Annotated in this window: 20 protein-coding genes and 1 riboswitch; of the genes, 13 read left to right on the top strand and 7 right to left on the bottom strand. The window is 72.2% G+C overall.

The genetic code is table 11. The features are described 5' to 3' along the window. The first annotated feature begins 1 nt into the window (after nt 1). The 7 genes from OG788_RS26580 (at nt 2) to OG788_RS26550 (ending at nt 8,281) form a co-directional block, all read left to right on the top strand. Nucleotides 2-1,153: a hypothetical protein gene (locus OG788_RS26580; RefSeq protein ID WP_406373934.1), complete on the top strand. Its 1,152-nt coding sequence runs from the start codon at nt 2-4 to the stop codon at nt 1,151-1,153. Between the two features lie 168 nt (nt 1,154-1,321). After that, nucleotides 1,322-2,815, top strand: a complete 1,494-nt coding sequence (locus tag OG788_RS26575; protein ID WP_351554980.1) for an SCO6880 family protein — start codon at nt 1,322-1,324, stop codon at nt 2,813-2,815. Nucleotides 2,816-2,826: 11 nt separating this feature from the next. Beyond that, nucleotides 2,827-4,320: an ATP/GTP-binding protein gene (locus tag OG788_RS26570; RefSeq protein WP_406376852.1), complete on the top strand. Its 1,494-nt coding sequence runs from the start codon at nt 2,827-2,829 to the stop codon at nt 4,318-4,320. A gap of 282 nt (nt 4,321-4,602) precedes the next feature. Continuing rightward, entirely contained in the window at nt 4,603-6,360 is a 1,758-nt protein-coding gene (locus OG788_RS26565) for a type IV secretory system conjugative DNA transfer family protein (protein WP_406373932.1), read from the top strand. 29 nt (nt 6,361-6,389) lie between these two features. Continuing rightward, nucleotides 6,390-6,839, top strand: coding sequence for a DUF4913 domain-containing protein (locus tag OG788_RS26560; RefSeq protein ID WP_406376851.1), 450 nt, complete (start codon nt 6,390-6,392; stop codon nt 6,837-6,839). 18 nt (nt 6,840-6,857) lie between these two features. After that, the gene (locus OG788_RS26555) at nt 6,858-7,169 is read left to right on the top strand and encodes a hypothetical protein (protein WP_406373931.1); all 312 of its coding nucleotides are present in this window, start codon (nt 6,858-6,860) and stop codon (nt 7,167-7,169) included. Then, on the top strand, nt 7,166-8,281 hold the full coding sequence (locus OG788_RS26550; RefSeq protein WP_406373929.1) for a zeta toxin family protein: 1,116 nt from the start codon (nt 7,166-7,168) through the stop codon (nt 8,279-8,281). Before OG788_RS26555 ends, OG788_RS26550 begins: the two co-directional genes overlap by 4 nt. A gap of 17 nt (nt 8,282-8,298) precedes the next feature. On the opposite strand, the gene OG788_RS26545 is transcribed toward OG788_RS26550, so the two are convergent. Continuing rightward, complete coding sequence (locus OG788_RS26545) at nt 8,299-8,856, bottom strand: hypothetical protein (protein WP_351554994.1); 558 nt, start codon at nt 8,854-8,856, stop codon at nt 8,299-8,301. A 46-nt stretch (nt 8,857-8,902) separates the two neighbouring features. Between OG788_RS26545 and OG788_RS26540 the strand changes: the two genes are divergently transcribed. Both OG788_RS26540 and OG788_RS26535 read left to right on the top strand, forming a co-directional pair. Next, entirely contained in the window at nt 8,903-11,602 is a 2,700-nt protein-coding gene (locus OG788_RS26540; protein WP_406373927.1) for a hypothetical protein, read from the top strand. A gap of 487 nt (nt 11,603-12,089) precedes the next feature. Then, nucleotides 12,090-12,677 (top strand): flavodoxin family protein, encoded by a 588-nt coding sequence (locus tag OG788_RS26535; RefSeq protein ID WP_406373925.1) that lies wholly within the window; start codon nt 12,090-12,092, stop codon nt 12,675-12,677. A 12-nt stretch (nt 12,678-12,689) separates the two neighbouring features. Here the strand turns inward: OG788_RS26535 and OG788_RS26530 are convergent, their stop codons facing one another. The 4 genes from OG788_RS26530 to OG788_RS26515 form a co-directional block, all read right to left on the bottom strand. After that, nucleotides 12,690-13,580 carry an ABC transporter permease gene (locus tag OG788_RS26530; protein ID WP_406373923.1) on the bottom strand — a complete coding sequence of 297 codons (891 nt, stop codon included), beginning with the start codon at nt 13,578-13,580 and terminating at the stop codon, nt 12,690-12,692. Next, the gene (locus OG788_RS26525; protein WP_406373921.1) at nt 13,567-14,745 is read right to left on the bottom strand and encodes an ABC transporter ATP-binding protein; all 1,179 of its coding nucleotides are present in this window, start codon (nt 14,743-14,745) and stop codon (nt 13,567-13,569) included. The genes OG788_RS26530 and OG788_RS26525 overlap by 14 nt, the downstream gene beginning before the upstream one ends. A 29-nt stretch (nt 14,746-14,774) precedes the next feature. Continuing rightward, the gene (locus OG788_RS26520) at nt 14,775-16,046 is read right to left on the bottom strand and encodes a LolA family protein (RefSeq protein WP_406373919.1); all 1,272 of its coding nucleotides are present in this window, start codon (nt 16,044-16,046) and stop codon (nt 14,775-14,777) included. Nucleotides 16,047-16,321: 275 nt separating this feature from the next. Beyond that, on the bottom strand, nt 16,322-17,365 hold the full coding sequence (locus tag OG788_RS26515; RefSeq protein WP_406373917.1) for a CHRD domain-containing protein: 1,044 nt from the start codon (nt 17,363-17,365) through the stop codon (nt 16,322-16,324). 238 nt (nt 17,366-17,603) lie between these two features. Here OG788_RS26515 and OG788_RS26510 point away from each other — a divergent pair, with 238 nt between their 5' ends. Further along, nucleotides 17,604-18,140, top strand: coding sequence for a hypothetical protein (locus OG788_RS26510; RefSeq protein ID WP_406373916.1), 537 nt, complete (start codon nt 17,604-17,606; stop codon nt 18,138-18,140). 8 nt (nt 18,141-18,148) lie between these two features. On the opposite strand, the gene OG788_RS26505 is transcribed toward OG788_RS26510, so the two are convergent. Beyond that, the gene (locus tag OG788_RS26505; RefSeq protein WP_266761596.1) at nt 18,149-19,159 is read right to left on the bottom strand and encodes a polyprenyl synthetase family protein; all 1,011 of its coding nucleotides are present in this window, start codon (nt 19,157-19,159) and stop codon (nt 18,149-18,151) included. 455 nt (nt 19,160-19,614) lie between these two features. Here OG788_RS26505 and OG788_RS26500 point away from each other — a divergent pair, with 455 nt between their 5' ends. Together OG788_RS26500 and OG788_RS26495 are read left to right on the top strand one after the other, a co-directional pair. Then, a complete protein-coding gene (locus OG788_RS26500) occupies nt 19,615-21,612 on the top strand; it encodes a CocE/NonD family hydrolase (RefSeq protein ID WP_406373914.1) in 1,998 nt (665 codons plus the stop codon). Between the two features lie 734 nt (nt 21,613-22,346). After that, nucleotides 22,347-22,508, top strand: a riboswitch (cyclic di-AMP (ydaO/yuaA leader). Between the two features lie 4 nt (nt 22,509-22,512). Then, complete coding sequence (locus tag OG788_RS26495) at nt 22,513-23,280, top strand: LysM peptidoglycan-binding domain-containing protein (RefSeq protein ID WP_351550118.1); 768 nt, start codon at nt 22,513-22,515, stop codon at nt 23,278-23,280. 154 nt (nt 23,281-23,434) lie between these two features. On the opposite strand, the gene OG788_RS26490 is transcribed toward OG788_RS26495, so the two are convergent. Continuing rightward, a complete protein-coding gene (locus tag OG788_RS26490) occupies nt 23,435-24,244 on the bottom strand; it encodes an HAD family hydrolase (RefSeq protein ID WP_406373911.1) in 810 nt (269 codons plus the stop codon). Between the two features lie 360 nt (nt 24,245-24,604). On the opposite strand from OG788_RS26490, the gene OG788_RS26485 reads away from it, so the two are divergent. Continuing rightward, nucleotides 24,605-25,510, top strand: a complete 906-nt coding sequence (locus OG788_RS26485) for a hypothetical protein (RefSeq protein WP_406373909.1) — start codon at nt 24,605-24,607, stop codon at nt 25,508-25,510. Nucleotides 25,511-25,669 lie beyond the last annotated feature (159 nt).

Here is a 25,669-nt window from a genome sequence, read left to right as displayed (position 1 = left end):
GATGGCTTGTTCCTGGCGGGTGTACGACTGCGTGATCGACGAGATCGGTACGCAGTTCACCGACACTGCCGTGGTCGCCTTCGCCAAGGCGATCGGCGACGCGACCTCCGAGGTGCTCAAGGCGCTCAACGGCGTCTGGATGCACGTCGACGTGAAAGACCCCTCCGGGCCCGTCGGCCTGATCGACCAGCAGGTCGACTGGATCGTCGCCTACGTGGCCGTGGCCTCGCTGCTGATCGCGGCGATCCGCATGGCGCTGGAACGCAAGGGCCAGCCGATGAAGCAGGCGTTCATGGGGATGTGGAAGGTCATCCTCGTCGGCGCGGTCGCCGTGCCCGTGGTCCAGGCGCTCACCAGGGCCTCCGACCTGTACGCACAGCATGTGTACGAGAAGTCCGACCTCGGCAACACCGCGTCGACCGTGCTCGGTGTGCTGACCCTCAACCAGCCGGGCCTCATCCTCATCTTCGGCCTGCTGGTGATGCTGTCGAGCTTCGTGCAGATCTGTCTGATGTACATCCGCATCGGCGTCATGATCATGCTCGTCGGCACGCTGCCGCTGGCCGCCGCCTCCTCCATGACCGGATGGGGCGAGGGCTGGTGGAGGAAGCACGTCGGTTGGCTCGCGGCCTGGCTGCTCTACAAACCGGCGGCCGCACTCATCATCTACTCGGCCACGTCGATGACGAAGGACACCAAGAACCTCGACCAGACCATCGCCGGTCTGGGCATGCTGATCATGGCCGTGTTCGCCCTGCCGGCCCTGCTCAAGCTGATCGTTCCGGCGACCGCGGCCCTGGGCGGCACCTCGGGCGGCACGGTCGCCCTCAACGCGACGAACAACATCGCCACCGGAGCCGTCAGTATCGCCGCGGGCGGTTCCGGCGGAGGCGGCGGAGGCGGCGCGGCCGGTCCGCAGGGCTCGCCGTCCGCCGGTGCCGGATCCTCGGCCGGCGGTGGCGCGGGCAGCGCCGGGGGCGGCGCCGGAGCCGCGGCGGCCGGGGGCGGTGCCGCGGCAGCGGGCGCGGCCACGGGCGGCGCGACCCTCGCCGTGCAGGCCGCGGCGGTCGCCGTGCAGACCGGTGTCGCGGCGGCGAGCGAAGTGGCCAACTCCCTCGGCGACAACGACGGGATGAAGGGCCACAACCAATAGGCCACGAGGCCGAGGGAGTTCGGGGCAGCACCCGCTCGGCCCCACCGCGGCACGTCCGCGGACCGGCCAGGCATCCCGCCGGAGCGATCACCGAGGCTCCGCGGGGCCGCCGCCCCGGACTCCGACCCCTGTACGTATCCAGCGCTTCGAGCCGGAAGAAGGAACCCCATGTCCACCGACGCCATGACGCGTCCCACGTACGGGAACTGGCGCAGGCCCCGCCGTCCCGGACTCGGTCCGCTGGGTCTGCTCGGCACCGTCGTCGCCTTCGGCGGACTGCTGGTGGCGCTGCTGGCGTCGCTGGTCTCGCTGGCCGCCGCGATCGTCGTCCTGGTGCCGGTCGGGCTCTTCCTCGCCCCGCTGGCGCTGCGCACGGTCGACGGCCGCAACGTCTACCAGGTCCTCGCGATCCGCCTCGGCTGGATGCGGCGGAAGGCCAACGGCTCGCACACCTACCTCTCCGGGCCGCTGTCCAAGCGCCCCGGCGGCCGCTACCAGCCGCCGGGACTGCTCGCGCGCACCCGGATGCACGAGGGCCGCGACGCCTACAACCGCACCTTCGGCGTGCTGCACCACCCGGGCCGCGGCCTGTACACGGTGGTACTGGCCTGTGAACCGGACGGCGGTTCGCTGGTCGACCCCGCTCAGGTCGACATCTGGGTGGCCTCCTGGGGCGACTGGCTCGCGCGGCTCTCGCACGAGCCGGGCCTGCGCGGTGCCCAGGTGGTCGTGGAGACCGCTCCCGACACCGGGACGCGGCTCGCGGCCGAGGTGCTCCCGCGCATCACGCCGGACGCGCCGGCCGCCGCGCGCGCCGTGATGGAGGAGGTCGTCCAGCGCTACCCGTCGGCGTCCTCCGAGATGCACACGTACATCGCCCTCACCTACGGCCCGACGGGCGGGCCCAAGCGCGGCACGGACGACATCATCACCGACCTGTCGATGCGGCTGCCCGGGCTGCTGTCCGGGCTGGTCGCCGCGGGCGGCGGCAGCGCCTACCCGCTGGCGGCGGACCGGCTCGCCGAGATCGTCCGGGTGGCGTACGACCCCGCCATCGCGCCCGATGTGCTCAGCGCCCGCGCCGAGCACGCCACGACCGGGCTGGAGTGGGGCGACGCGGGCCCGGCCGCGGCCGTCGAGACCGTCACCTCGTACAAGCACGACTCGGGTGTCTCGCGCACCTGGATGCTGACGCTCGCGCCGCGCGGCACGGTCCGCTCCAGTGTCCTGCGCGGGCTCCTCGAGCCCGCTCCGGGAACCCGGCGCAAGCGGGTCTCGCTGATCTACCGGCCCATCGATCCGGCGACCTCCGCCCGCATCGTCGAGTCCGACCGGCGCACCGCGCACTTCATGGCGGGCTCGCGGCGCGGTCTCGTGCAGGCGCGGGCCAGTTCGGAGATGCAGGCCGCCGAGCAGACCGCGGCCGAGGAGGCGGCGGGCGCGGGACTCGTGGAGTTCTCGCTGATGGTGACGGTCACCGTGGACGACGAGGAGCAGTTGCAGGACGCGGGCATCACCGTGCGCAACCTCCAGGCCTCGTCCCGCATCCTGATGCGCCCCGCGGACCGTATGCAGGCTTCCGCGTTCACGTGCACGCTGCCGGTCGGCCTGCTGCCGTGGGAGCACACCCTCGTTCCGTACCAGATCAGGGAGGCGCTGTGAGCAAGCAGTCGATGCCGCGGACGCCGGGAACCCCGGCCACCGCACCACCGCGGGGCTGGTACGGCCCCGCGGGCGGCCAGGTCGGGCATGTCGACCCGCCCGCGCTGTGGCGCGCGACCACCGTGCAGGCGTGCGGGCTGTGGCCGTTCGCAGCCGGCTCCGGCGCGCCGATGACCGGGGTGCCGCTCGGGCAGCACCTGCACACCGGGGCGACGGTGTGCGGTGACCCCATCTCCTGGTTCACCCGGGCCCGTTACATCTCCAACCCGTCGCTCTTCATGCTGGGCATGCCGGGCCTCGGCAAGTCGACCCTGGTCAACCGCATGCTGATCGGGATGTCCGCGACGGGCATCACGCCCCTGGTCCTCGGTGACCTGAAGCCCGACTACGCCGACACCGTACGGGCGTTGGGCGGCCAGGTGATCTCCATCGGACGCGGGGTCGGCGGCATCAACGTCCTCGACCCGGGCGCGATGGGCGAGGCGGCGGTCCGGATCGGCGGCGAACGCGGCCGGATCCTCGCGGCGGAGGCGCACGGCCGCGTGCTGAACATGGTCGCGGCGCTGATCACCATCGTGCGCGGGCGTCCGATGGACGACCACGAGCAGTCGGTGCTGTCCGCCTGTCTGCACCATCTCGCCGAGCGGACCAAGCCGGGACGAGCGCCCCTGCTGCCGGATCTGCTGAAGGTGCTGGACGAGGGTCCCGACCGGGTCCGCGCGGTGACGCTGGACCGCGGGAACGAGGCCCGCTACCAGGAGGCCGTGGACCCGCTGCACCGCTCGCTGCTGGGCGTGCTCGACGGACCGCTCGGCGACACCTTCGCCACCGAGACGTCGACCCGGATCAACCCCGCCTCCCCGGCGGTCTGCGTGGACATCTCCCGGATCGGCGAGGCGGACACCCAGCTGACGGCCGCCGCGATGCTCGCGGCCTGGTCGGACGGGCTCGGCACGGTGGCCGCCGCGCACGCGCTCGCGGATGCCGGGCTCGCCCCGCAGCGCTGGTTCTTCACCGTCCTCGACGAGCTGTGGCGCCCGCTCCGGGCCGCCTCCGGCATCGTGGAGCGGATCGACGCGCTGACCCGGCTGAACCGTTCGCTCGGCCTCGGCGACGCGAAGATCACCCACACCCTCAAGGACGCCGAGGCCCTCGGCAGCGAATCCGACCGCGCGAAGGCGCGCGGCTTCGTGGAGCGGGCGGGGATGGTCGTCTGCGCGGGGCTCCCGCGGTCGGAGATGCGGGAACTCGGCGAGATCGTCGGCATGTCCGAGCGCGAGATCGAACTCGTCTCGTCCTGGTCGTCCCCGCCCGGCTGGGCCAGCACCGGCGGCAACGAGGAACCGCCCGGCCGCGGACGCTTCCTGATCAAGGTGGGCGGCCGCCCCGGCATTCCGATCAAGGTCTCCATCACCGACACCGAGCGGGCCCTGCACAACACGAACACCCGCTGGTCGGAGGCGGGCAAGCCGTCGCTGTCCAAGCGGGAGGGCGGGTTGCGGTGAGGGTCACCGACCCGGCGCTGTCGGGGAGTCGGGACCCGGCCGCCGGACAGGCCGGCCCGTCCGGCGGTCGAGAACGAGCGCGGCCCGCTCACCGCACCGAGGTGCCGGCCATCGGACGTTCCGGCCCGTCCGGCGCTTGAGGACGAGCGCGGAGCGCGACAGGGGGTCCGGCGGCGCAGTCCCAGTACGGGACGGGCAGGGCCGGCGGGACGGGCAGGGCCGGCGGGCCAGCGGGGGCGGCAGGGGCGGCGGGGGCTCCAACCATCAACAGGGGGACCAGAGATGAGCGGCACGAAAAGGACGACATCGGGCAGCGGGGAGGACTTCCTTCCCTGGATCGTGCCGGGGGCGGCCTTCCTCGTAGGCATCACCTTCTTCGGCGCGTGGCTGGGCGGAACCCTGGGCGCGGCCGTGAGCGGCGCCGGCTGGCACCCGCCGCCGTTCAGCCTGTCCACCCTGTCGACACTGGTGAAGGACGGTCCCGGCACGGTGTGGCCGGCAGCCTCGCCGACCGCGCTCGCCGCGGGCATGGCGACGGTCTTCGGCACCGTCGTGGCGGCCGTCGTCGTCCTCGTCGTGCTCGTACGGCGCCGGGTCGCCGCGCCCACCGGCCTGGCGGGCCGCAAGGAGCTGGCCGGCCTCCTGCCCAAGGGAGCCGCGCGGCGGGCCCGCCAACTCCGCCCGGTGCTCGGCAAGCTGCCGAAGGTCACCCGAGACGACACCGGGAACCTCATCGGCAACCTGGAGCCCCGCGGCCCCGAACTCCGCTCCAGCTACGAGGACGTCGAGCTCGACCTGATGGCGCCCCGCGCGGGCAAGTCCACCGGCATCGCGGTGCCGCGCGTCCTGCGGGCCCGCGGCAGCGTGCTGCTGACCTCGAACAAGGCGGACGTGTACAGCGTGACGCGGGCGGAGCGCGAACGCGTGGGCCGGGTCTGGACGTTCGACCCCCAGGGCATCGCCCACACCCCACGTGCCCTGTGGTGGGACATGCTCGCCGACGCCGCCACGATCGAGGGCTCCCGCCGGCTGGCCGGGCACTTCGTGGGCGCGGTCAACGACGACGCGTCCCGCCGCGACTTCTGGATCTCGGCCGCCCAGAACACCCTCACCGCCCTCTTCCACGCTGCCCACCGGGGCGGACGGCAGATCGGCGAGGTGCTCGGCTGGCTGGCCGACCCGGCCGACCGCACGCCCGTCGACCTGCTGCGCGACGCCGGGATGACAGCACTCGCGGACCAGTTGCAGGGCACCGTGCAGGGCGCCGTGGAGACCAGGGACGGCATCTACGAGACCGCCCGCCAGTGTGTGGCCTGCCTGCTCGACCCGTCGATCGCGGCATGGGTGACACCGGATCCCGCGCTGCCGCAGTTCTTCCCCGACCGCCATGTCCTGTCCACCGACACGCTCTATCTGCTCTCCAAGGACGGCGGCGGCTCGGCGGCCGGTGTCGTCGCGGCCGCCGCGGACTCCGTACTGCGCGCGGGAGTGGTCGCCGCCGAGCGGATGGGCGGACGGCTCGAACCGCCGATGACGGCGGTCCTCGACGAGGCGGCGAACGTCTGCCGGATCTCCGATCTCCCCGATCTGTACTCGCACTTCGGCTCGCGCGGCATCAACATCGTGACGCTGCTCCAGAGTTACCGGCAGGGTTCACGTGTGTGGGGCGAGGCCGGGATGGACGCGCTCTGGTCCGCCGCCACGATCAAACTGCTCGGCGCGGGCCTGGACGACGCCGACTTCGTGGAGAAGATCTCCCGGCTGGTCGGCGAGCACGACGTGTCGACCGTCAGCTGGTCCAGGAGCAGGGACGGGCGGTCCCGGTCGACCTCGTACCGCTTGGAACGCATCCTGCCCGCCGACCGCATCCGCGCGATGCCCAAGGGCACCGCCCTGCTCCTGGCGACCGGCATCAGGCCCGCCCTGGTCCGGCTCCGCCCCTGGTACGCCGAACCGGGTGCCGACCGCATCGCGACGGCGGCCCAGGCCGAGGTGAAGGCCATCACCGCCCGCGCGGCCGAAAGGATCACCAGCCGATGACATCCGCCGCCGAAGGGAAGTCTCCCCCGATGACCACCGCCGCCGCCGAGCAGGAGCCCATCGCCGCTCCGCCGTTCATCCTCTATCTCGACGGCCCGGAATACGCCGAGGAGATGGCTCAACTCGCCGTCTGGGTCACCGATCTGCTCCTCCCCGTCTACGGCCGCGAGGTCACCTCGCAGCAGCCCTGGTGCCCTCGCTGGTGGGAGCACCCGGAGGCGGTCGCCCGGCTGCACGGGCTGTGGCTGGCCTGGCAGGAACACACCGACCCGGCCGCGGGTGCGTCCGGACCCGCCGTCTGGCACCGCGACCACCTCGGCGCCGTGCTGAGCGAACTCCGGTCCCCGAGCGGCCCGTTCGCCGGATGCAAGCAGGGCAGCCACCGCCCGAAGACGCCGCCCGCCGTCGAGTCGTACGAGGACGCGGTCGCCGCGTCCCGCCGACCGGACCCGGATCCGTACGAGACCAGTCTCTGGTAGACGAGGAATACTCCAGCCATGAACGACACCCCCGCACCCGGCGCCTCCGCCGACGGTCCGGCTCCGTCCCTGCGCGCCTACCTCGGTCTCTACGCCGCCGGATTCGTCGAACGCGAGGAGATGGTCGCGACCGTCGCCTCCTGGCCCTTCGAGGTCGAGGAGGGGCTGGACGAGGGGCACCCCGAGCCGACCCATCAGGACAACACGCTGTCGGTCCTCGCCGCGGCGCGGCTGCTCGGGCAGGTGACCCGCGAGGACGTGACGGAGATCCAGCGCCGGATCGACGGCCGGCCGGACGGACCGGCCGACGGGGCCGAGCGGCGCCGATGACCACGGGCGACGGGCCGGAGGCGGGGCTCAGACCTGAATACCGCTCGCTGTACCGGGAGTTGCAGACCCGGATGTCACCCGGCGGTGATCTCGCGCCGGGGGACGCCGACACGTTCGGCCAGTTCCGGCACGGCGCGCTGTGGACTCCCGACCGCGAGCGGATGCACGCGGCGATCCTGGAGGACTTCACGGCGCGCTGCGCGGGCATGCCGCGCGACGGGCATGCCGCGCTGCTCACCGCCGGGGCCCCCGGTGCCGGCAAGGGCGGCGCGCTGCGCGGGCTCGCCGAGTGGCAGGGTCAGGGCGACGAGCTGGGGCGCGCCCTGAACCGGGTGCGCGGCGTCGACGTACGCGACTATGTGGTGCTGGACCCGGACGAATTCAAGGTGGCGCTCTTCGAGCACGGCGGATCACCTCGACTGCCCGCGCACTCCCTCGAGTTGTCCGACGGACGGCGGGTCTCGCCGTCCGAGACGGCCTCGCTCACCCACCGCGAGTCGGCGTTCCTCCAGGGAGCCTTCGAGCAGTGGGCGCGGGCCGAGGGCTACAACCTCCTCTACGACGCGACCCTGCGCGACCAGCGCTGGAACGAGAAGCTCCTCGGCGATCTGCGCGCCGACGGCTACGACAGACGCGTCCTGCTCTCGGTCGAGGTGCCCGTCGAACAGTGCCTCGCCCAGAACGCCGGCCGCTGGCAGCACGGCCGCACCGAGTTCGACGCGGGACGGGACCGGTACGGCGGCCGCATGGCCCCCGAGGTCATGATCAAGGACCTGTACGCGCGGAGCACCTCGGGGCGCGGCTTCTCCGTCGGCCGCGAGAACGCGGAGAAGCTGGTCGAGGCGGGACTGGCCACCGGGCTGATCACCTCGGACCGGGGCGCGTTCACCGCCGGGCGGGGAACCGGCGCGGCCCCGGCGTCCGGGCTCGGTGCCGCGCCCGCCCACCGGCAGGGCGACGCCACGATCCGGGTCGCCGCCGCGGGACGCCTGCGCTCGGGCGGCGGAAGCACCGCCCCGGCGGCGGGACGGACCCCGGCCGCACCCGGGGCCACGCCCCCGGCGGCTCCGGCCGCGGCGCGCGCCACGCCCCGACCCCCGCGTACGCCGTGACGCGCCCCGGACAGGTCCTACGCGCCCGGCGGCGGGCCGACGTGGTCGAGGCCCTCCAGGATGCGGCGCTTGCGGGCGATGTTCTCCAGGAGTCCGGCGCGCTCGAAACGGCGCGGGTTCTTGTGGAACACCTCCCGGCCGCGCTCCGAGGTGATGAGCTCCTCGGGGACGCGATCGGCGCCCTCCGGAAGGAACTTGAGGACCTCCTCCACCGCCGCGAGCGCGAACGCGGAGCCCGCGCGCTGCCCGCCCCGCTCGGCGGGCGGCGTGTGCAGCAGCCGCAGTCCCGTGTCCGTGGCGACCTGGTCGCCGACCCACAGGAACTCCCCGGGGTCGATGATCCGCGAGGGCTCGGCGCCGCCGAACGCCGGTGGCGCGGGCGGGAGTTCGTCGGTGAGCCGGAAAGCGAAGGAGCGGGCGCGGCCGCACTGCGGACAGACCCCTTCGTACACCGCGATCAGCACACCGTCACGCTCGTCGAGACGGTGCCGGCGCTCGAAGTCCTCCGCCCCGCACACACACGCGTGCAGGTCCATGTAGAGGTGTGCTTCCTGCGTCGAACGGGCGATCAGCATGCCAAGATCTTACGTGCCACGAGGCCGGCCAAGGGGGAAAGTGCCAGTGGACCAGGAACCGCTCGACCGCAGGGACCCGGGCCGCTCCGCCCCGGCGGACACCCGGCCGGACGCTCCGGCCGGGGCCGCGGCCGCCGCCCCGGCGCCGGGGCCGGAACCGACCGTCATCGCCGCGACCGACATCGCGGGCAGCCGCTTCGTCTCGGGCACCGGCGCAGCCCCTGATCCCGGGCGGCAGGCCGCCGTCGTCGCGCAGGCGGAGAGCACCCTGCCGATGGTGGTGCAGAGCCTGTACGCGCAGCGGCTGCACTCGGTCGAGCTGCGGTCCGGCGCCGCGGGCGACCGCTTCTTCGCGCTCACCGACGACCGGGGCAGGGACCTCACCCTGCGTCTGGACGCCGTGCCGCTTCCCTCCGGCACGGTCGCGCGGACGCACGTCAACACCACCTCGGACCAGCACGTCGTCCAGCTCTCCGACCGGATGGACCCGCGGCAGGTCGGGCGGGCGCTGAGCCACGAGGTCGGCGAACTGCTCGCGGTGCGCGACCGGGCGGCCCGTGCCGCCGCCGGCGACCCCGAGATCGCGGGCGTCGCACCGAGCCACGACGACCTGCTGGCCCGGGGGCGGCTCGGCGCCGCGGAACGGCGCCTGAGCCTCACCGAGGAGGACCTCGGCCGGGTCGGCGAGCTGAACTACCTGGCCGCCCGCATGAACGACACCACCCTCGACGCCTCCCGACGCGCGGAGGCGCGCGGCGAGTTGTCGGCACTCATCGACCACACCGGGCTGCGGCCAGGGGCTGCGGCCGGCTCCGAGCGGTACGCGCAGGAGCTCCAGGCCGCCGACATCCGCCGTGACATCGTCGACCAGCACCTGACCCCGGCGGCCACCGACGCGCTGCGCGAACTGGCCGTCCCCATGGAGCGGTTGGGCGCCGCCGACGTGGCCGAGCTCCGGGAGTTCCGGTCGCGGGCCGAGCACGCCCGGCCCCTCGGGACGTCCGCCGACGCCCCTCCCCTGCCGGGGTTCCGGCCCGACGGCTCCCCCGTCCCGCGCGAGGAACTCGCCTCGGCGGCGGCCCGGGCCGCCGATCAGCGCACCCGGGCCGCCGCCGGCACGCTCGAGCAACTGCGCGCGGAGGCCGCCACGACGGGCGCGTGGCCCACCCGCGAAATCGTCATCGGCGGTGGCGCCAGCCTCGTCGGGCGCGACCCTGACGCCCTGCTCGTCGACGCGCGCGGCCGCTGGCACCTGGACCCCGGCCAGGGCATCGTCCAGTCCCCCGACCAGGTACGGGACATGCGGACGACCGGGCTGGGCGACGCCCACCAGTTCGCCGACCCGACCGCGCGGGTGCCGCGTGACGCGGTACGCCTGTGGGAGGACGAGCTCGCCGTACGCGGACCGGTCGTCGACGGGACCGCGCGGCTGGTCGCGGCGCAGGACGGCCATCTGTACGCGCACATCCGCCCGGGCGACGGCTCCTCCGACGTCTATGTGAACGTCGAAGGAACCCCGACGGTCGCCACCGGGCTGCCGCCGGAGATGGTGCCGGGCGTCGACCGCCGGGACGTGGTGAATCTGCCGGAGGCCCTCGACGCCGTGCGCGGGCAGCTGCCCGCCGACTCCCCGGCGCACGCCCGGCTGACGGGGGCGACCGACGCGCAGCAGACCCTCCGGATCCTGCGGGAGGAAGGCGTGCTGGACGGGCTGCGCTCGGGCGGCGGCGCGCGGGCCGCGCTCCAGACGCTCGACGCCACGGCCCAGTGGGAGCGGGCGAGGGCCGCCGCGCCCGGGCGGGTCTTCATCGGTGACGAGATCGCCGAGAACCGTTTCGACGTGAGCGGCGAGGGTGCCCCGAAGACCTGGCTGGTCGCGGGTGCCGGCGGCACGGGCGTGGCCAACGCCGAGATCATTCTGGAGGCCGACCCCGAGGCCAGGGTCACCATCTACGGGCCGAACCTGCCTCCGGCGCTGGAGAACCAGGTCCAGTTCACCGCGATGCGTGAGCGGTTCGTCAGCGAGTACGGCGGTGACGGCCGCCTCACCATCGACATCCACCCCGACAACCGGGTCGGCGCCGTGCAGATGCACACCGGGCCCGACGGGAAGCCGCGGTTCCGGGAGGGGCACGTGGAGGCGGAGGCGTATGTGGCGAGCCTCGGGCGGACCGCGCCGATGCCGGAGGCTCTCCAGGATCTGGCCGAGCGGACCCGGGCGGGGGGCGGGCAGGTGCGGGGGGACCTGATGTTCGACCAGGACCGGCAGTTCCTCGGCTACGGCGTCACCTTCGAGACGGGGGGTGGTCAGCGGCGCGTCGAGGTGACCGGTGCGGCGTCGCAGTTGCTGCCCCGTGATGTCTTCCCCCGTGACACCCAGGCCGCCCTGAACGCCATGGCCGCCCGCCAGGTCCCGTCCCAGAGCGGCAACGCGGCCCCGGGGTTCGCCCCCACGGCGCAGCAGGCGGCCCGGCTGGCCGCGGCACGGGAGCGCGGGACGGTGGAGCGGCACACCTCGGTTCCGGAGAGCTGGGGCAGGCCGGCGGTGGCGGGTGCGACGGCGACACCCGGGGGGCCGGGTACTGCGCCCTCCAGCGGCTCCGGCAACTCCGTCGCGGGCGCGGCTCGCCGCCAGTCCGGCCGGGGTTCGGCCACTCCTGGGGGTCCCGTCGCCGGCTCGGCGCCCGGGCCTGTCGCGCCGGCTCGGCCGCCGCGGGTGCCTCGGCCGCCGGCGCCGGGGCGCTGACCTCGGGTGCGTTCGCCTGGCTGCGGGCCGGTCGGGTCGCGTCCGGTCGGTGCCGGTCCGGTGGGTGCGGGTGCGGGTGCGGGTGCCGGTCCGGTGGGTGGGTCGGGGCCGTGCCGGTACATCCCAGTCCGTCGCCGCTGGATCAGACGTGAGTGCATGAGGGAGCCGCTGCTCGATCCGGACGTAAGCGACGGACATCAGGGATGTACCGGCACGGCCCCTCCCGTGCGTGGACGGGTGCGGGTGCGATATCCGCTTCTCAGCTCCGGCCGGGGCAAGATCCAGCCCCGGCCGGAGGAGAATCCAGCCCCTCCGGCGTTTGAGGAGCGGGGGCTGGGGCGGAGCCCCAGGTACGGGTTGGGATAGGGGCGGAGGGGGCGAAAGAAGGGTGGGGCGGACCCCTCTGCGCTGGACTATTGCATGCGTGCGCATATATTGTGCACGCATGTAATGGACGTCGTTCGTGGCGTGTGATCCAGGGGGAACCATGACCCGCAAATTCCTGTTCCTGCTCGGCAGCAGCCGCACCGGTGGCAACACCGAGCTGCTGGCCCGCGAGGCCGCGGAGCAGCTGCCCGCCGGTGTGGAGCAGCGCTGGCTCAGCCTCGCCGAGCATCCGCTCCCCGACTTCGTGGACCTGCGCCGCGACAGCGACCATGTGCGCCCTCCCGCCGGGAGCACCCCGGACCTGCTGCTCGACGCCACGCTCGCGGCCACCGACATCGTGATCGCCTCGCCGCTGTACTGGTACTCCGTGTCCGGACTGACCAAGCGCTACCTGGACTACTGGTCGGGCTGGCTGCGCACGCCCGGCATCGACTTCAAGGCCACCATGGGCGGCCGCACCCTCTGGGGCGTCACCGCGCTCGCGCACGAGGAGCAGGAGGTCGCCGACCCGCTGATCGGCACGCTGAGCAACTCGGCGGCGTACATGAAGATGCGCTTCGGCGGGGTCCTGCTCGGCAACGGCAGCGGGCGCGGCGATGTCCTGAACGACGCCGAGGCGCTGGCCCGCGCGAAGACCTTCTTCGGGGTGCAGGAACCGCCGCTCGCCCGCTTCCCGTACGAGGTCTGAGCCGCCCCCCGTCTAGGCGGTGATGTCCTTCGCCGTGAACCGCGCCCACGCCGCCGACCCGAACACGGCGGCGTACAGGCCCTGGAGGCCGAGGTTGTGGATCAGGTCGTCCCAGTAGACCGGGTCGCGCATGAGGTCGGCGAAGGACAGCCAGTAGTGGGAGAAGAAGTACGGCTGGAGCGCGTGCAGCTGGGGGATCTGGTCGAGGATCTGGACGGTGATGAGGAGGCCGACCGTCGTCGCCATGGCCGCGATGCCGCTGTTGGTGAGGGTCGAGACGAACAGGCCCAGTGCCGCGACGCCGGTCAGTGACGCCGCCACGACGAGGGCGATGAGCAGCGCGCGGCCGAGCCCCTCGGTGAAACCGATGCGGGTCCCGGAGATGGTGGTCAGCTCGCCCAGTGGGAACAGCAGGACGCCCACCAGAAGCGCCGAGACGGCCACCACCAGGGTCGCGACCAGGCAGAACGTCATCGTCGTCGCGTACTTCGTGAGCAGCAGCCGGGTGCGGCCGGCGGGGGCGACGAGGAGATAGCGCAGGGTCCCGGCGTTGGCCTCACCGGCGATCGCGTCGCCCGCGATGACGCCGATCGCCATCGGCAGGAAGAAGGGGAGGGTCGCGGCCAGCGCGGTGAACACCAGGAACAGGCCGTTGTTGGTGATCTGCGCGATGAACGCGGGTCCCTCACCTCCGCCACCGCCCGCCCTCGAACCGTCACCCGTCTCGATCTTGATGGCGCTGCCGATGAGGACCGGCACGGCCGCGAGCACGCCGAGCAGGGCGATCGTCCGCCAGCGCCGGAAGGTCGTGACGAGCTCATTGCGGAAGAGCCCGAGTGTCCACAGCGGGCTCGGCGCACGGCCGGTCTCCGCCCCCACGCGCAGCGTCTCAGCCCGCGACATCGAAGCCCTCCCCCGTCAGTGCCACGAACGCGTCCTCCAGCGAGGCCCGTTCGACCCCGAAGCCACGGACCCGGACGCCCGCCGTGACCAGCGCGGCGTTCAGTTCGGCGAGTTCACGGTCGGGCGGCTCCACGGTCACCCCTGTCTCGGTCACGACGAGATCGGCGACGCCCTGTTCCTTGAGGACCCGGGCCGCGTCCCCCGCGTCCGGGGTGGTCACCACCAGCCGGCCCCGCGCACCCGCCGCGAGGTCCGCGACCGCGCCCTGGGTGATGAGCCGGCCCTGCGCCATCACGGCCGCGTGCGTGCAGACCTGCTCGATCTCGTCGAGGAGGTGGGAGGAGAGGAAGACGGTCGTACCGTCCGAGGCCAGCTCCCTGACCAGCGAGCGGATTTCGCGCATGCCCTGGGGATCGAGACCGTTGGTCGGCTCGTCCAGGACGAGCAGGCGGCGGGGCTGGAGCAGCGCGGCCGCGAGTCCGAGCCGCTGCTTCATGCCCAGGGAGTACGCCTTCGCCTTCTTGCCCGCGGCGGCGGTCAGTCCGACCCGGTCGAGGGCGGCCGCGACGCGGGTCCGCCGGGTCCGGGGATCGGCGGTCGGGTCGGCGGCGTCGTACCGGATGAGGTTGTCCCGCCCGGAGAGGAAGCCGTACAGGGCGGGACCCTCGATCAGCGCCCCTACGTGCGGGAGCACGGCCCGCGCCGACCGGGGCATGGGCTGCCCCAGCACGCGGGCCGTGCCCGAGGTCGGCTCGATCAGGCCCATCAGCATGCGGATGGTGGTGGTCTTGCCCGAGCCGTTCGGCCCGAGGAAGCCGAAGACGCTGCCCGCCGGGACGGTGAGGTCCAGGCCGTCGACGGCGAGCTGTCCGCCGCGGAAGCGCTTGCTCAGCGCGCGGGTGGCGATCACCGCGTCCTCGGTGGGCGCGGTGGGCGCCGTGTTCGCGGTGGCCGCCGTGGCAGTGCCTCCGGCTCGCGTCGCGGGTGCCGCGTCGCCTCCCCTCGCGGGCGCGGCGCCGTCGTCACCCGCTCCCCCGGCGGGCGCGGCGCCGGTTCCTTCCGGTTTCCGGGCAGGCGCCGTGCGGGCGCTGCCCGCCTGCCCGGCGGACACGGCGCCGCCCCCGGCCTGCGCCGGATCGGGCTCGACGGCGGACAGCTCCTCCATGGGCTCCCTCGGTTCGGCTCTCCTGGGACCTACTGGGCCGCGTCGGCCGCCTTCACCAGCGCGGCCTTGGTGACGGCACCGGCGTACACCTTGCCGTCGTCCGTGATCAGCGCGTTGACCAGGCGGGTCGAGAAGACCGTGCCCGAGCCGAACTTGCCGGTGACGTGGTCGCCGAGGGAGTTCAGGAAGCCGTCGACGTCGCTGTTGCCGGACGAGCCGGACGCGCCGGTCGGCAGGCCCTGGCCGCCGGTCTCGAACACGGCGATGGAGTTCCAGCCCTCGCCGATGGTCTTCAGGCCGTCAAGGCCCCCGGCCAGACCTTCGTCGGCCCCCGGCCGCGCCTTCTCCGCGCCCTTCGGCCTGTCGCCGCGCAGGTCCTTCAGCTTGTCGCCCTTCACACCCTCGTGCTCGTCGCCCTCGGTGACCTTCGCGCCCTTGGGCGGGGTGAAGGCGAAGGTCGACGCGGCCGGCTTGGAGAAGTCGACCCGGGTGAAGCCCGCGTCCACGACGGCCGCGCCGCCGCTCGCCGGGGTCAGCGTGAACTTCAGCGGCAGACCCGTCCTCGCGTCCACCGCGATGCTGATCGCACCGACCGTGGAGCCGGACTGCCTGGGCTTGATGACCAGCCTGTAGGCGTCGCGGCCCGCGACGTGCGCTGTGCCGTCGACGGTCACGGAGGTCGTCTCGTCCACGGCCTTGAGGGCCTCGTCGGCGAAGTCCTTGGGCGTGGCCGGGACATCCCGCGGCGCCTTCTCCTCGGCGCCCCCGGAGTCGGCGGACGTCGCGTGGTAGACCTCGTTCGACTTGCTGTCGTACCCCCACACGTCCTTGCCGTTGTGGATGAGGCTGTACTCGGCGGCGCTGTCCAGGAGGGAGACCTTGCCCTTGTCCGGGCCGTCGGCGGCGACGCGCAACGTGTGTGTGCCAGACGCCAGTTCGAGGAGCTTCGACTGCGGGTCCGCGGAGGAGCCTCCGTCGCCTCGGGCGGCACCCGACGCGAAGCTGCTCTCCAGCCCGCCCAGGTTCGGCAGTCCGAGATCGGTGCTGATCTTGACCGTGCCGGACAGCTGCTGGACGTCCGACTTGGCGATCTTCTCGATGAGTTGCTGAGCGGTGACCTTCGGCAGGTCGGGGTCTCCGGAGTCGGCGAGTGCCGGGACGAGCCCGATCGTCGCCGCCGCCACCCCCACCACCGCGACCGGAACGACGTACCGCGCGGCCTTGCGTCGGCCGGCGCGCAGGTCGTCGGCGTCGTCGGCCTCTGCGGCCCTCGCGCTGTCGTCGGATGCGTACGGTGCCATGTGTGCCTTACCTCCGTCGTAGGCGGCGGCCCTACCGTCGTGCCCTGCTCCACCCCTAAGCCGCCATTCTCACCCGAACCGGTGAGGAGTGGTGTTCTCCATCTGACCGAATCGGCGGGATCGAAGCGTCAGCCCCCGGACTCAACTCCGCGTAGTCCTGCGGTATGACGTGAGAGGGCGGCGCCCCGACCGACCCGTAGGGGTCTTGCCGGACGAGGCGCCGCCGCGACCGCGCGCCCGGCCGGAATCGGCGGGATTCCGGCCGGGCGCTCGCCTCAGCGCTGCACGAAGACGTAGTCCGCCTGGTAAGGGACCCCCACGATCGTGCCGGGCGAGCAGGAGCCCGCCGGGGCGACGCCGCCCACGGTGTTCAGGCGCAGGATCTCCTGTGTGCCGGCCAGCAGGCCGTGGTGCCGGCCCGACTGGGTGGCCCTGAGGTCGAGCTCGGGGATGTTCGTTGCGCCGTTCGGGGTCTTCGCGATCAGCGCGCCGGTGACCGCGCTGCGGTCGGGCGCGACCCATTGCGGGGTACCGGAGTTGGGCTTCACGAAGGAGTGGGCGATGTGACCGCCGAGCCGGGCCGCGACATCGCGCTGGGCGAAGGCGTAGCCACCGCCCTCGGCCGGCTTGCACTCGTAGATCTGCTTGCCCTCGACCACGGACGCCTGGAAGTTGTGCAGGGCGTTCCTGAAGTCGAAGGTGCTCGTGACCTTGTGGAGCTGGCCGCGGACGGCCCCGCCCGGGAACTCGGCGGTGTGCAGATTGGCGTAGAACGAACCGGGGTCGGTCTTCAGAGCGTCGAGCAGGGCCGTGTCCTCGACCTTGACGGTCCCGACCACGGTGTGGCCCTTGATCCGGTCGAGCAGCTTCCCGAAGTCGACCTTGACGCCGCCGTTGGCTCCCTTGGCGCCCTGGTGGATGTGGAGCAGGGTGGGCCTGCCGGTGCCGCGCCAGGTGACGGCCACGGACACCTTGTCTCCCTTGACCTTGATGAACTCCAGCGCCGCGCCGTCCTTGTCGCCGACGGCGGGGCCGCCCTGGACGGGCACCTCGGCGGCGCCGCGCAGACTGGCGGCGAGGATGGTGCCGCCCGTGCCGCCCATGACCCCGTGCTGCGTGACGATGGTCGTGTCGTCGTGCCCGGAGTGGTCGGTACCGCTCTTCTCGCTGTGGCTCGTGACGTTCTTCCTGCCGTGGCCGCCGTGGTCGGCGGCGACCGCCGGGATGACGGCGGCGGCGACACCGGCCGCTGCGGCCACCGCGACACCGGTCAGGATCAGGCTCTTGCGACGCGTCGTGAACGTGGCGTTCGATCCCATGATTCTGTTTTCTCCCCGTAACTCGGCCGACGCCCCCTGCGTCAGCTTCTGCGCAGAGGTACGGACTCGATCCGATCCTGGACTCAATCCAAGAGTGTGACGCCCATCACATTCACAGAGCCGATCAAATCCGGCGGCGATTCGAGCGGAAAACGGCTCGAATCCGTACTTACGGGTGGCAGCGATCAGGATCGCCCAGCCCTCCAGGGGGGCGACGGATCGAGGATCGAGGATCGTCATGCTCGCCATCAGGCACATCACGGGATACGCCGCCACGGGCGCCGCCGTCCTGGCGCTCACGCTCTCCGGATGCGGAGGGGGTGGAAGCGGAAGCGGGGACGGCTCCGCCAAGAGCACCGGCTCCACGGGATCGGCGACAGCGACACTGAATACCGCCGAGGTCGGGAAACTGGGCACGGTCGTGACCGACAGCAAGGGGTACGTCCTGTACCGCTTCGACGCGGACTCGGCGAACCCGACCAGGGTCAGCTGCTACGACACCTGTGCCCAGGTCTGGCCGCCGGCCACGACCCAGGGCGGCGTGACCACGAACGGCGTCGACAAGAGCCTGGTCTCCACGGTGAAACGCACCGACGGCGGCACCCAACTGACCCTCGCCGGCTGGCCCCTCTACCGCTACGCCAAGGACACCGGGCCGAAGGATGCCCAAGGCCAGGGCGTGGACGGAACGTGGTTCGCCGTCACACCCACCGGAGCGAAGATCACCACAACGGCACCGGCGTCCCCGAGCACAGGAGGAGGCGGCGGCTACTGACGGCCGTCTCAGCCGGCCCGGTGCACCACGGCGTCCACCAGCTCGACCAGGGCGGCCTTCGCGTCGCACTCCCGCAGCGGGGCCAGCGCGGCCCGCGCGTCCTCCGCATAGCGCACGGTGTCCCGGCGCGCCTGCTCCAGCGCGGGGTGCTCCCGCAGCCGCGCCAGCGCCTCGGCGTGCCGCGCGTCGTCCGTCAGGTCCGAGTCCAGCAGCTCGCACAGCGCGATGTCCTCGGCGAGCCCCAGGCGTTCCGCGCGCTCACGCAGCCGCAGCACCGGCAGCGTGGGAATGCCCTCGCGCAGATCGGTCCCCGGCGTCTTGCCGGACTCGTGCGAGTCGGACGCGATGTCGAGGACGTCGTCCGCGAGCTGGAAAGCGACGCCCAGCCGCTCCCCGTACTGCGTCAGCACGTCCACGACCGTCTCGTCGGCCCCCGACATCATCGCCCCGAACCGGCACGCGACGGCGACCAGCGAACCGGTCTTGCCGCTGAGCACGTCGAGGTAGTGATCGACCGGATCGCGTCCGTCGCGCGGCCCGGCGGTCTCCAGGATCTGCCCGGTCACCAGCCGCTCGAACGCCTCGGCCTGGATCCGGACGGCCTCGGGCCCGAGGTCGGCCAGGATGTACGAGGCGCGGGCGAAGAGGAAGTCACCCGTGAGGACGGCCAGCGAGTTGCCCCAGCGCACGTTGGCGCTGTCCACCCCGCGCCTGACCTCGGCCTCGTCCATCACGTCGTCGTGGTACAGCGTGGCGAGGTGGGTCAGCTCGACGACCACGGCCGAGGGCACGACACCCGGCGCGTAGGGGTCACCGAACTGCGCGGCGAGCATCACGAGCAGCGGCCTGAACCGCTTCCCGCCGGCCCGCACGAGGTGCTGGGCGGCTTCCGTGATGAACGGGACCTCGCTCTTGGTGGCTTCGAGCAAACCCTCCTCGACAGCCGCCAATCCGGCCTGGACATCGGCTTCGAGAGCCTGGTCCCGCACGCTCAGCCCGAACGGCCCGACGACGGTCACGAGAGGTTCTCCTGTCTGCTGACGATCACATGGCGAACTCGGTCGATCATTCGGTCGATGACACGGTTTGTCGATGTGTCGCTGCCATCACTCAAGTCAGCGTATCCGGTCACGTTTCGATCACCACGAGCGCCCACCGTCCCCCGGCCGACTTCGCTCCGCCAGCAGGTATACGGGAGTACACCCGGAAGGCACACGTGAAGCACCTGCGTGCCCCAACGGCGGGTACCCCGACTTGCGGGCGCCACCCGATCACCGGCGGTATGTTCATGATCGGCCGATCTGAACCGATACACGACGACATACCGCCAAGTGCCCGGAAGCAGTGACTGTGTCCCGTAGTCCCGTAGCTCCGCCGAGAACGAGTCGGGCCCGGACGTGAAGGCCCTCCCCCCCGGCCACGCCGCACGATGCACCCCGTCCTCCGAGATGCAGTCCGTCCACCGAGGTGGCTCATGCACATCCGTACGTCCTTCCCCTACGAGACCACTCACGAGGACGTCCTCGTCCCTCTCTCGGACGGCACCCGTCTGTACGCCCGGATCTGGCGCCCGCTGACCGAGGAGCCCGTACCGGCGCTCCTGGAGTACAGCCCGTACCGCCTGACCGACTGGACGGCACCGCGCGACCGGCAGCGCCACCCCTGGTACGCCGGACACGGCTACGCCTCCGTCCGCGTGGACGTGCGCGGCCACGGCAACTCGGAGGGCATGCCGACGGACGAGTACGCCGAGACCGAGCCGGCCGACGGGGTGGAAGTGATCACGTGGCTGGCGGCCCAGCCCTGGTGCACCGGCAGGGTCGGCATGTTCGGGATCTCCTGGGGCGGCTTCAACTCCCTCCAGATCGCGGCCCGCGCGCCCGAGCCGCTCAAGGCGGTCGTCACGGTCTGCTCGACGGACGACCGCTATGACAACGACGGGCACTACGCGGGAGGTTCCGTCCTCGCCGTCGACACGCACTCCTGGGCGGCCACCCTGCTCGCCTTCGCCGCCCGCCCGCCGGACCCGGTGCATGTGGGCGAGGTGATGTGGCGCGACATGTGGGTGAGGCGGCTGGAGGCGCTCGACCCCTTCGTCCACACCTGGCTGGCGCACCAGACCCGGGACGCGTACTGGCGGCACGGCAGCGTCCGCGAGGACTACGGCTCGATCCGCGCGGCGGTCCTCGCGGTCGGCGGCTGGCACGACCCGTACCGCGACACGGTGCTGCGCCTGGTGGAGAACCTGCCACCGGATCGCGTACGAGGTCTCATCGGTCCCTGGTCGCACCAGTACCCGGACCGGGGCCTGCCGCCCGGACCGGCCATCGGCTTCCTCCAGGAGACGCTCCGCTGGTGGGACCACTGGCTCCGGGACGAGGACACGGGCGCGCTCTCCGTCCCCCTCCTGCGCTCGTACGTGATGGACGCGCACCCGCCGGCGACCGTCTACGAGGAACTCCCCGGCCGCTGGGTCGGCGACCCGGCCTGGCCCTCACCCTCGGTGACCCCGATCACGTACGCGCTCCAGGGCACCCCGGTGCCGGTGCGGTCCCCGCAGCACACGGGGGTCGACGCGGGCCGCTTCTTCCCCTTCGGCAACGCCGCCGACCTCCCGCCGGACCAGCGGGAGGAGGACGCCCGGTCGGCCTGCTTCGAGTTCGAGGTACCGGCGGAGACCTGGGTGCTGGGCCGCCCGCGGGTCGATCTGCGGCTGACGTCCGCGTCACCCAGGGGCCAGGTGATCGCCCGCCTCTGCGACGTGGCCCCCGACGGAGCCTCCACGCTCGTCACCCGAGGCGCCCTGAACCTGTCGGCGCGCCGCGGCCGCGACCGGACGGTTCCCGCGGAACCCGGCACCACGGAGAACGTGGCGTTCGACCTGAACGGCATCGGCTACGCGTTCCCCGCGGGCCACCGCATCCGCCTGAGCGTCTCCTCCGCCTACTGGCCCTGGATCTGGCCCCAGCCGGGCTCGGAGGCGGGCTTCACCCTCGACCCCATCGGCAGCGCCCTCGAACTCCCCGTACGGACAAGGGAGTCGGACCCCTCCATCACCTTCGGGGAACCGGAGGAGGCGGAGCCCCTCGGCGTGGCCGTCTCCGAGACGCTGGACGAACCCCGTCCGGAACGCCTGGTCCTGCGCGACGTGGCCGCGGACACCTGGCGCCTGGAGGTCGACCCGTGCCTCGGCGGCACCCGCGCGTATCCCGACGGCCTCGAATGCACGGAGGACGCGCGGGAGACGTACACGATCGACGCGTCCGACCCGCTGTCCGCCCACGCCCGCTCGACCTGGTCGATCCGTCTGCACCGCCCGGACCTGCCGTGGGACGCCCGCGTCGAGACGGCCTCCACCATCAGCTGCGACGCGCAGGACTTCATCACGTCCAACGAGGTCGTCTGCAAGGACGGCGACGAGGTCGTCTTCCACCGGACCTGGGAGAAGAGAATCCCGCGCACGGCGGGCTGACACGCGGCCGCACGGGCGGGAGTTCCCGCCCCTGCGGCCGGCCGACAGGGCTCGCGGGGGCGGGAGTTCGCCTCCGAACGACCGTCGACGCGCCGCTCGTCCCGGCCCCGGCCGCACTGCTCCCCCGGCCCGGACGCGCCACTCACGCCCGCCCGGACGCACGGCCCACGCCCGCCCGAATGCGCCGCTCAGGCCGGCCCGGTCCGCCCGGCGTCCCGACGCCGGCATGGAACACGTACGGCGAACGCCCTTGCCACCGGCCGCAGTTCAGCCCGCGCTCGCCCCGGCTCGACCCACGCCCGTCCGGGCCCGACCCACGACCGGTCCCGTCCGACCCGCCGGGCCCGCGCCTCGGCCCGGCTCGGGCCGCTTCCCCCACGAACCCCACCGCCCCGAATCCCCCTGCGTGGGGGTCCGCTTGCCGCCCTCCGGGGACTCGGCATCCCCGACAGTCGGAAGCACAATGCCCGAGTTGCCCGGCATGCCGCCTTGATGACCCTTGGTCTCGTGAGTTGAGTCACGCGCGAACCCGGACACCACCCCACCCCACCCCCTCGCCAACCCATTCACTAAAGGCAAGTTGAGGATTCAATTCCGGTCTAATCGGACGTTTCTCCCTCGCTCCAAACAGGCGAAAGGGATCTTCGCAGCCACATCTGGCCTTGTTCCGGACATGTGCTCTCGCATACGTTCTGGTCGATCCCGGGCGGATCGCCGAATCCTGCCGCCGCCCGGATACCCACCCACCCACGCACGGCAGGAGCGGGGGACCCACAGGTAAGCCGCCGATCCGGGCACACCGGACCGGCTAGGGGTGAAGCCGCGCCCAAAAGCGCGGCCGGGCATCTCCCGCCCGAACCCGACAGCTCACCTCGCAGGCGTCGGAGAGGACATTTCGTCATGCCCGCACGAGGCAAGCACCGCCGCACGAAGACCAACGTCATCACCCGGGGCATGATCGCCGCCGGAACGGGCGGCATCGCACTCGCCCTGCCGCTCGTGAGCGCGACCGGCGCCAGCGCGGCGACCCCGGCGCAGGCCCCCCAGCTCACGAAGGCCGCCAAGACCGCCGTGGTCCCCAACGTCCAGCTCATCACCTACAAGGTGGTCGCGGGCGACACCCTGTCCAAGGTGGCGCAGAAGCACCCCGAGAGCGGCGGCTGGAAGAAGCTGTACAAGGCTAACCGCGCGGTCATCGGCGACAACCCCGCCCTGATCCGCCCGGGCCTGAAGCTGACCGTGGGCACGAAGACGCTGAAGTCGACGGCGGCCAAGACGGCGAAGGCGACCCCGGCCGTCGCCAAGTCCTCCGCGACCACCGCCACCCAGGCCTCCGCCAAGACGTACACGAACAACCTCGACGGCTGGATCAAGGAATCCCTGGACATCATGGCGAAGGAGGGCATTCCGGGCAGCTATGACGGCATCTACCGCAACGTGATGCGCGAGTCCTCCGGCAATCCGCTCGCCATCAACAACTGGGACTCCAACGCCGTCGCGGGCACCCCCTCCAAGGGTCTGCTCCAGGTCATCGACCCCACGTTCCGGGCCTTCCACGTCCCCGGCACGTCGATGGACCCCTACGACCCGGTCGCGAACATCACCGCCGCCTGCAACTACGCGGCCAAGACGTACGGCTCCATCGACAACGTCAACGGCGCCTACTGATCGCACCCTCACCACCACCACCCGCCGGCGGCACCTTCTCGGTCCGCCGGCGGGCGCGTTGTCTGTCGCGTTCCTCGCGTGACCGGTCCCTGGAACAGGCAGACCCTGAAGCGGATGGACCGCAGATGGACCCCTGGAGCAGGCGACCGAGTCCCTAGAAGCCGAAGAGTCGTTCCAGGACGACCGCGATTCCGTCGTCCTCGTTCGACAGGGTGATCTCGTCGGCCACCGCCTTGAGTTCCGGGTGGGCGTTGGCCATCGCCACACCACGGGCGGCCCAGTCGAACATCGGGATGTCATTGGGCATGTCGCCGAAGGCCAGCGTCGCGTCCGGGGTGAGTCCGAGGTGTGCCGCGGCGAGAGCGAGGCCCGTCGCCTTGGTCACCCCGCATGGCTGGAGTTCGACGGTGCCGGGCCCGGACATGGTGACCGTCGCCAGCGAACCGACCACTCCCCGCGCCGCGGACGCCAACTCGTCGTCGGACAACGACGGGTGGCGCAGCAACACCTTGCTGATCGGCTCCGACCAGAGGTCGTCCCGCCGCCGCACCCGCACCGCCGGCAGGGTCGGATGCGGCATCACGTATCCCGGCTCGATGAGCGTCAGCCCGTCCACGCCGTCCTGGTCGACCGCCGCGTACAGCAGACCGACCTCCGCCTCGATCTTGCCGAGCGCCGTCTCCGCCAGCTCCCTGTCCAGGGTCACCGACCACAGCATCCGGTCCGCCCCGGCGTCGTACAGCTGCGCCCCCTGCCCGCACACCGCCAGCCCCTCACCGCCGAGTTCGTCGAGGAGCGGTCGTACGCGCGGCGCGGGGCGGCCCGTCACCACGAGGTGCTGGGCACCCGCCTGGGTCACCTTCGCCAACGCGGCCCGCGACCGGTCGGAGAGGGTGTCGTCGCCGCGCAGCAGCGTTCCGTCCAGGTCAGTGGCGATGAGTGAATATGCAGTCGGAGCGGCCATGATCCGAAGAATACGGATCGAACGACTCATCGGCCCGGCGTGAACCGGACGACGTCCGGTATCCCGTCAGCAACGCCGTTCACCGTACGGTGGTTAGCGCGTTGCGACCGCTTCGGATCACGCAAGGTCCACTTCCGCCCAAGCAGACTTTCCCGCACATGACCGACCACAACACCCCAACACCACCCGGCGGCGGGCGGGCCCGGCGACGGTACACACTCCTCCAGGAATCACCGACCACCATCGACAAGTCCGGGGAGAGACATGTCTTTTGAGTCCTTCGAGTCCCCTGCGCCGCAACCTCGCCCATCCGGCGCGGTGACCCCCTTCCGGCAGCACCTTCGCACCTCTGCCGAAGCCGTGATCCGGCGCTTCCCCGAATCCCTCCGGTCCGAGATCTACGCCCTGTCCTTCCGGATCTGGCGGATCGACGGGGACGAGCGTCACCCGTACGTCGCCATCGGCTACAACACCGAGACCCAGTACGGGCAGGAGACCTACCCGGAGGACCCGGGAGAGGCCCGCTGGAACTACGCCCTGTGGCTGCTGGACGGCTTCGAGATGCTGGGCAACATCCCCCAAGACCCTGCCGGCAGCCCTCTGTACGTGGACGAGGTCAAGGAACTGGGGATCTGGTTCGACGGTGACCACGACTTCCTCACCATGGACCTTCCGGAGGAAGAGGAGGACGAACTGGACGCCAGGTCCGACCTTCTCCGGCTCCACTTCTACGACGCCGTCATCGACCTGGCCCGCCGCCTCCACGCCGACGGCTGCCTCGCGGAGATCTTCGGCCGCCCCCTCCCCGTCGTCGTCTTCGACATGGACTGCCCGGGGTGGGAGATCGAGGCCACCCGGGCCGCCAACCCACCTGAGCCCATTGCGGACTTCATCGCCTGGCAGCAGGGCGCCATCTATGAAAGCGCGCCGAGGACCGAGGAGTTCCTGATCCGTCTCGACGCGGAGTGGCTCGAGTACTTCCGCGCCATGGCCGACGTCCTCGTGACCCGCTTCGGCGTCTCCCGCGCGGAGGCCGTCGCCAGGATCAACGAACGCTACGCGGCGGAGGAGCTCCAGCCCATGGGAAAGGACCTGCTGGGGCACGAACTCCCCGAATTCTGGGCGTACCGCCTCTACTTCGAACCCGACTCCAAGGGCACGCTGCCCTCGGGCTCCCTCGAATCCGACGGCGACCTCCGCCCCTGGGCCGTCCGCCCCGCCCCACCCCGCGACTCGGCCGCCTGGACCCTCACCGAGCAGCCCTGACGTACGGGGCGGCCGGGACGGCAGCCGGACGCGGCACCTCGGCCCCGGTCGGCGGCCGCCCACACCGCCGACCAACGCCGCACCGCCGGTGGCCATCACCATCGACCACCCGCACCGCCGGTGGTCAACACCATCGACCACCCGCACCGCCGGTGGTCA

The sequence above is a fragment of the Streptomyces sp. NBC_00647 genome (assembly GCF_045207245.1).
In the GTDB taxonomy this organism is placed as follows: domain Bacteria; phylum Actinomycetota; class Actinomycetes; order Streptomycetales; family Streptomycetaceae; genus Streptomyces.
The sequence above is the reverse complement of the archived record's forward strand: the minus strand, read 5'-3'. Positions and strand labels throughout refer to the sequence as shown.

Coding starts and splice junctions, on each gene's coding strand:
- OG788_RS26545 (WP_351554994.1), bottom strand. CDS start 8,856: ATGCTGATCGCCCGTTCGACGCAGGAAGCACACCTCTACATGGACCTG.
- OG788_RS26515 (WP_406373917.1), bottom strand. CDS start 17,365: ATGGGATCGAACGCCACGTTCACGACGCGTCGCAAGAGCCTGATCCTG.
- OG788_RS26520 (WP_406373919.1), bottom strand. CDS start 16,046: ATGGCACCGTACGCATCCGACGACAGCGCGAGGGCCGCAGAGGCCGAC.
- OG788_RS26495 (WP_351550118.1), top strand. CDS start 22,513: ATGCCCGCACGAGGCAAGCACCGCCGCACGAAGACCAACGTCATCACC.
- OG788_RS26525 (WP_406373921.1), bottom strand. CDS start 14,745: ATGGAGGAGCTGTCCGCCGTCGAGCCCGATCCGGCGCAGGCCGGGGGC.
- OG788_RS26530 (WP_406373923.1), bottom strand. CDS start 13,580: ATGTCGCGGGCTGAGACGCTGCGCGTGGGGGCGGAGACCGGCCGTGCG.
- OG788_RS26565 (WP_406373932.1), top strand. CDS start 4,603: ATGAGCGGCACGAAAAGGACGACATCGGGCAGCGGGGAGGACTTCCTT.
- OG788_RS26580 (WP_406373934.1), top strand. CDS start 2: ATGGCTTGTTCCTGGCGGGTGTACGACTGCGTGATCGACGAGATCGGT.
- OG788_RS26560 (WP_406376851.1), top strand. CDS start 6,390: ATGACCACCGCCGCCGCCGAGCAGGAGCCCATCGCCGCTCCGCCGTTC.
- OG788_RS26490 (WP_406373911.1), bottom strand. CDS start 24,244: ATGGCCGCTCCGACTGCATATTCACTCATCGCCACTGACCTGGACGGA.
- OG788_RS26510 (WP_406373916.1), top strand. CDS start 17,604: ATGCTCGCCATCAGGCACATCACGGGATACGCCGCCACGGGCGCCGCC.
- OG788_RS26555 (WP_406373931.1), top strand. CDS start 6,858: ATGAACGACACCCCCGCACCCGGCGCCTCCGCCGACGGTCCGGCTCCG.
- OG788_RS26535 (WP_406373925.1), top strand. CDS start 12,090: ATGACCCGCAAATTCCTGTTCCTGCTCGGCAGCAGCCGCACCGGTGGC.
- OG788_RS26500 (WP_406373914.1), top strand. CDS start 19,615: ATGCACATCCGTACGTCCTTCCCCTACGAGACCACTCACGAGGACGTC.
- OG788_RS26575 (WP_351554980.1), top strand. CDS start 1,322: ATGTCCACCGACGCCATGACGCGTCCCACGTACGGGAACTGGCGCAGG.
- OG788_RS26550 (WP_406373929.1), top strand. CDS start 7,166: ATGACCACGGGCGACGGGCCGGAGGCGGGGCTCAGACCTGAATACCGC.
- OG788_RS26570 (WP_406376852.1), top strand. CDS start 2,827: ATGCCGCGGACGCCGGGAACCCCGGCCACCGCACCACCGCGGGGCTGG.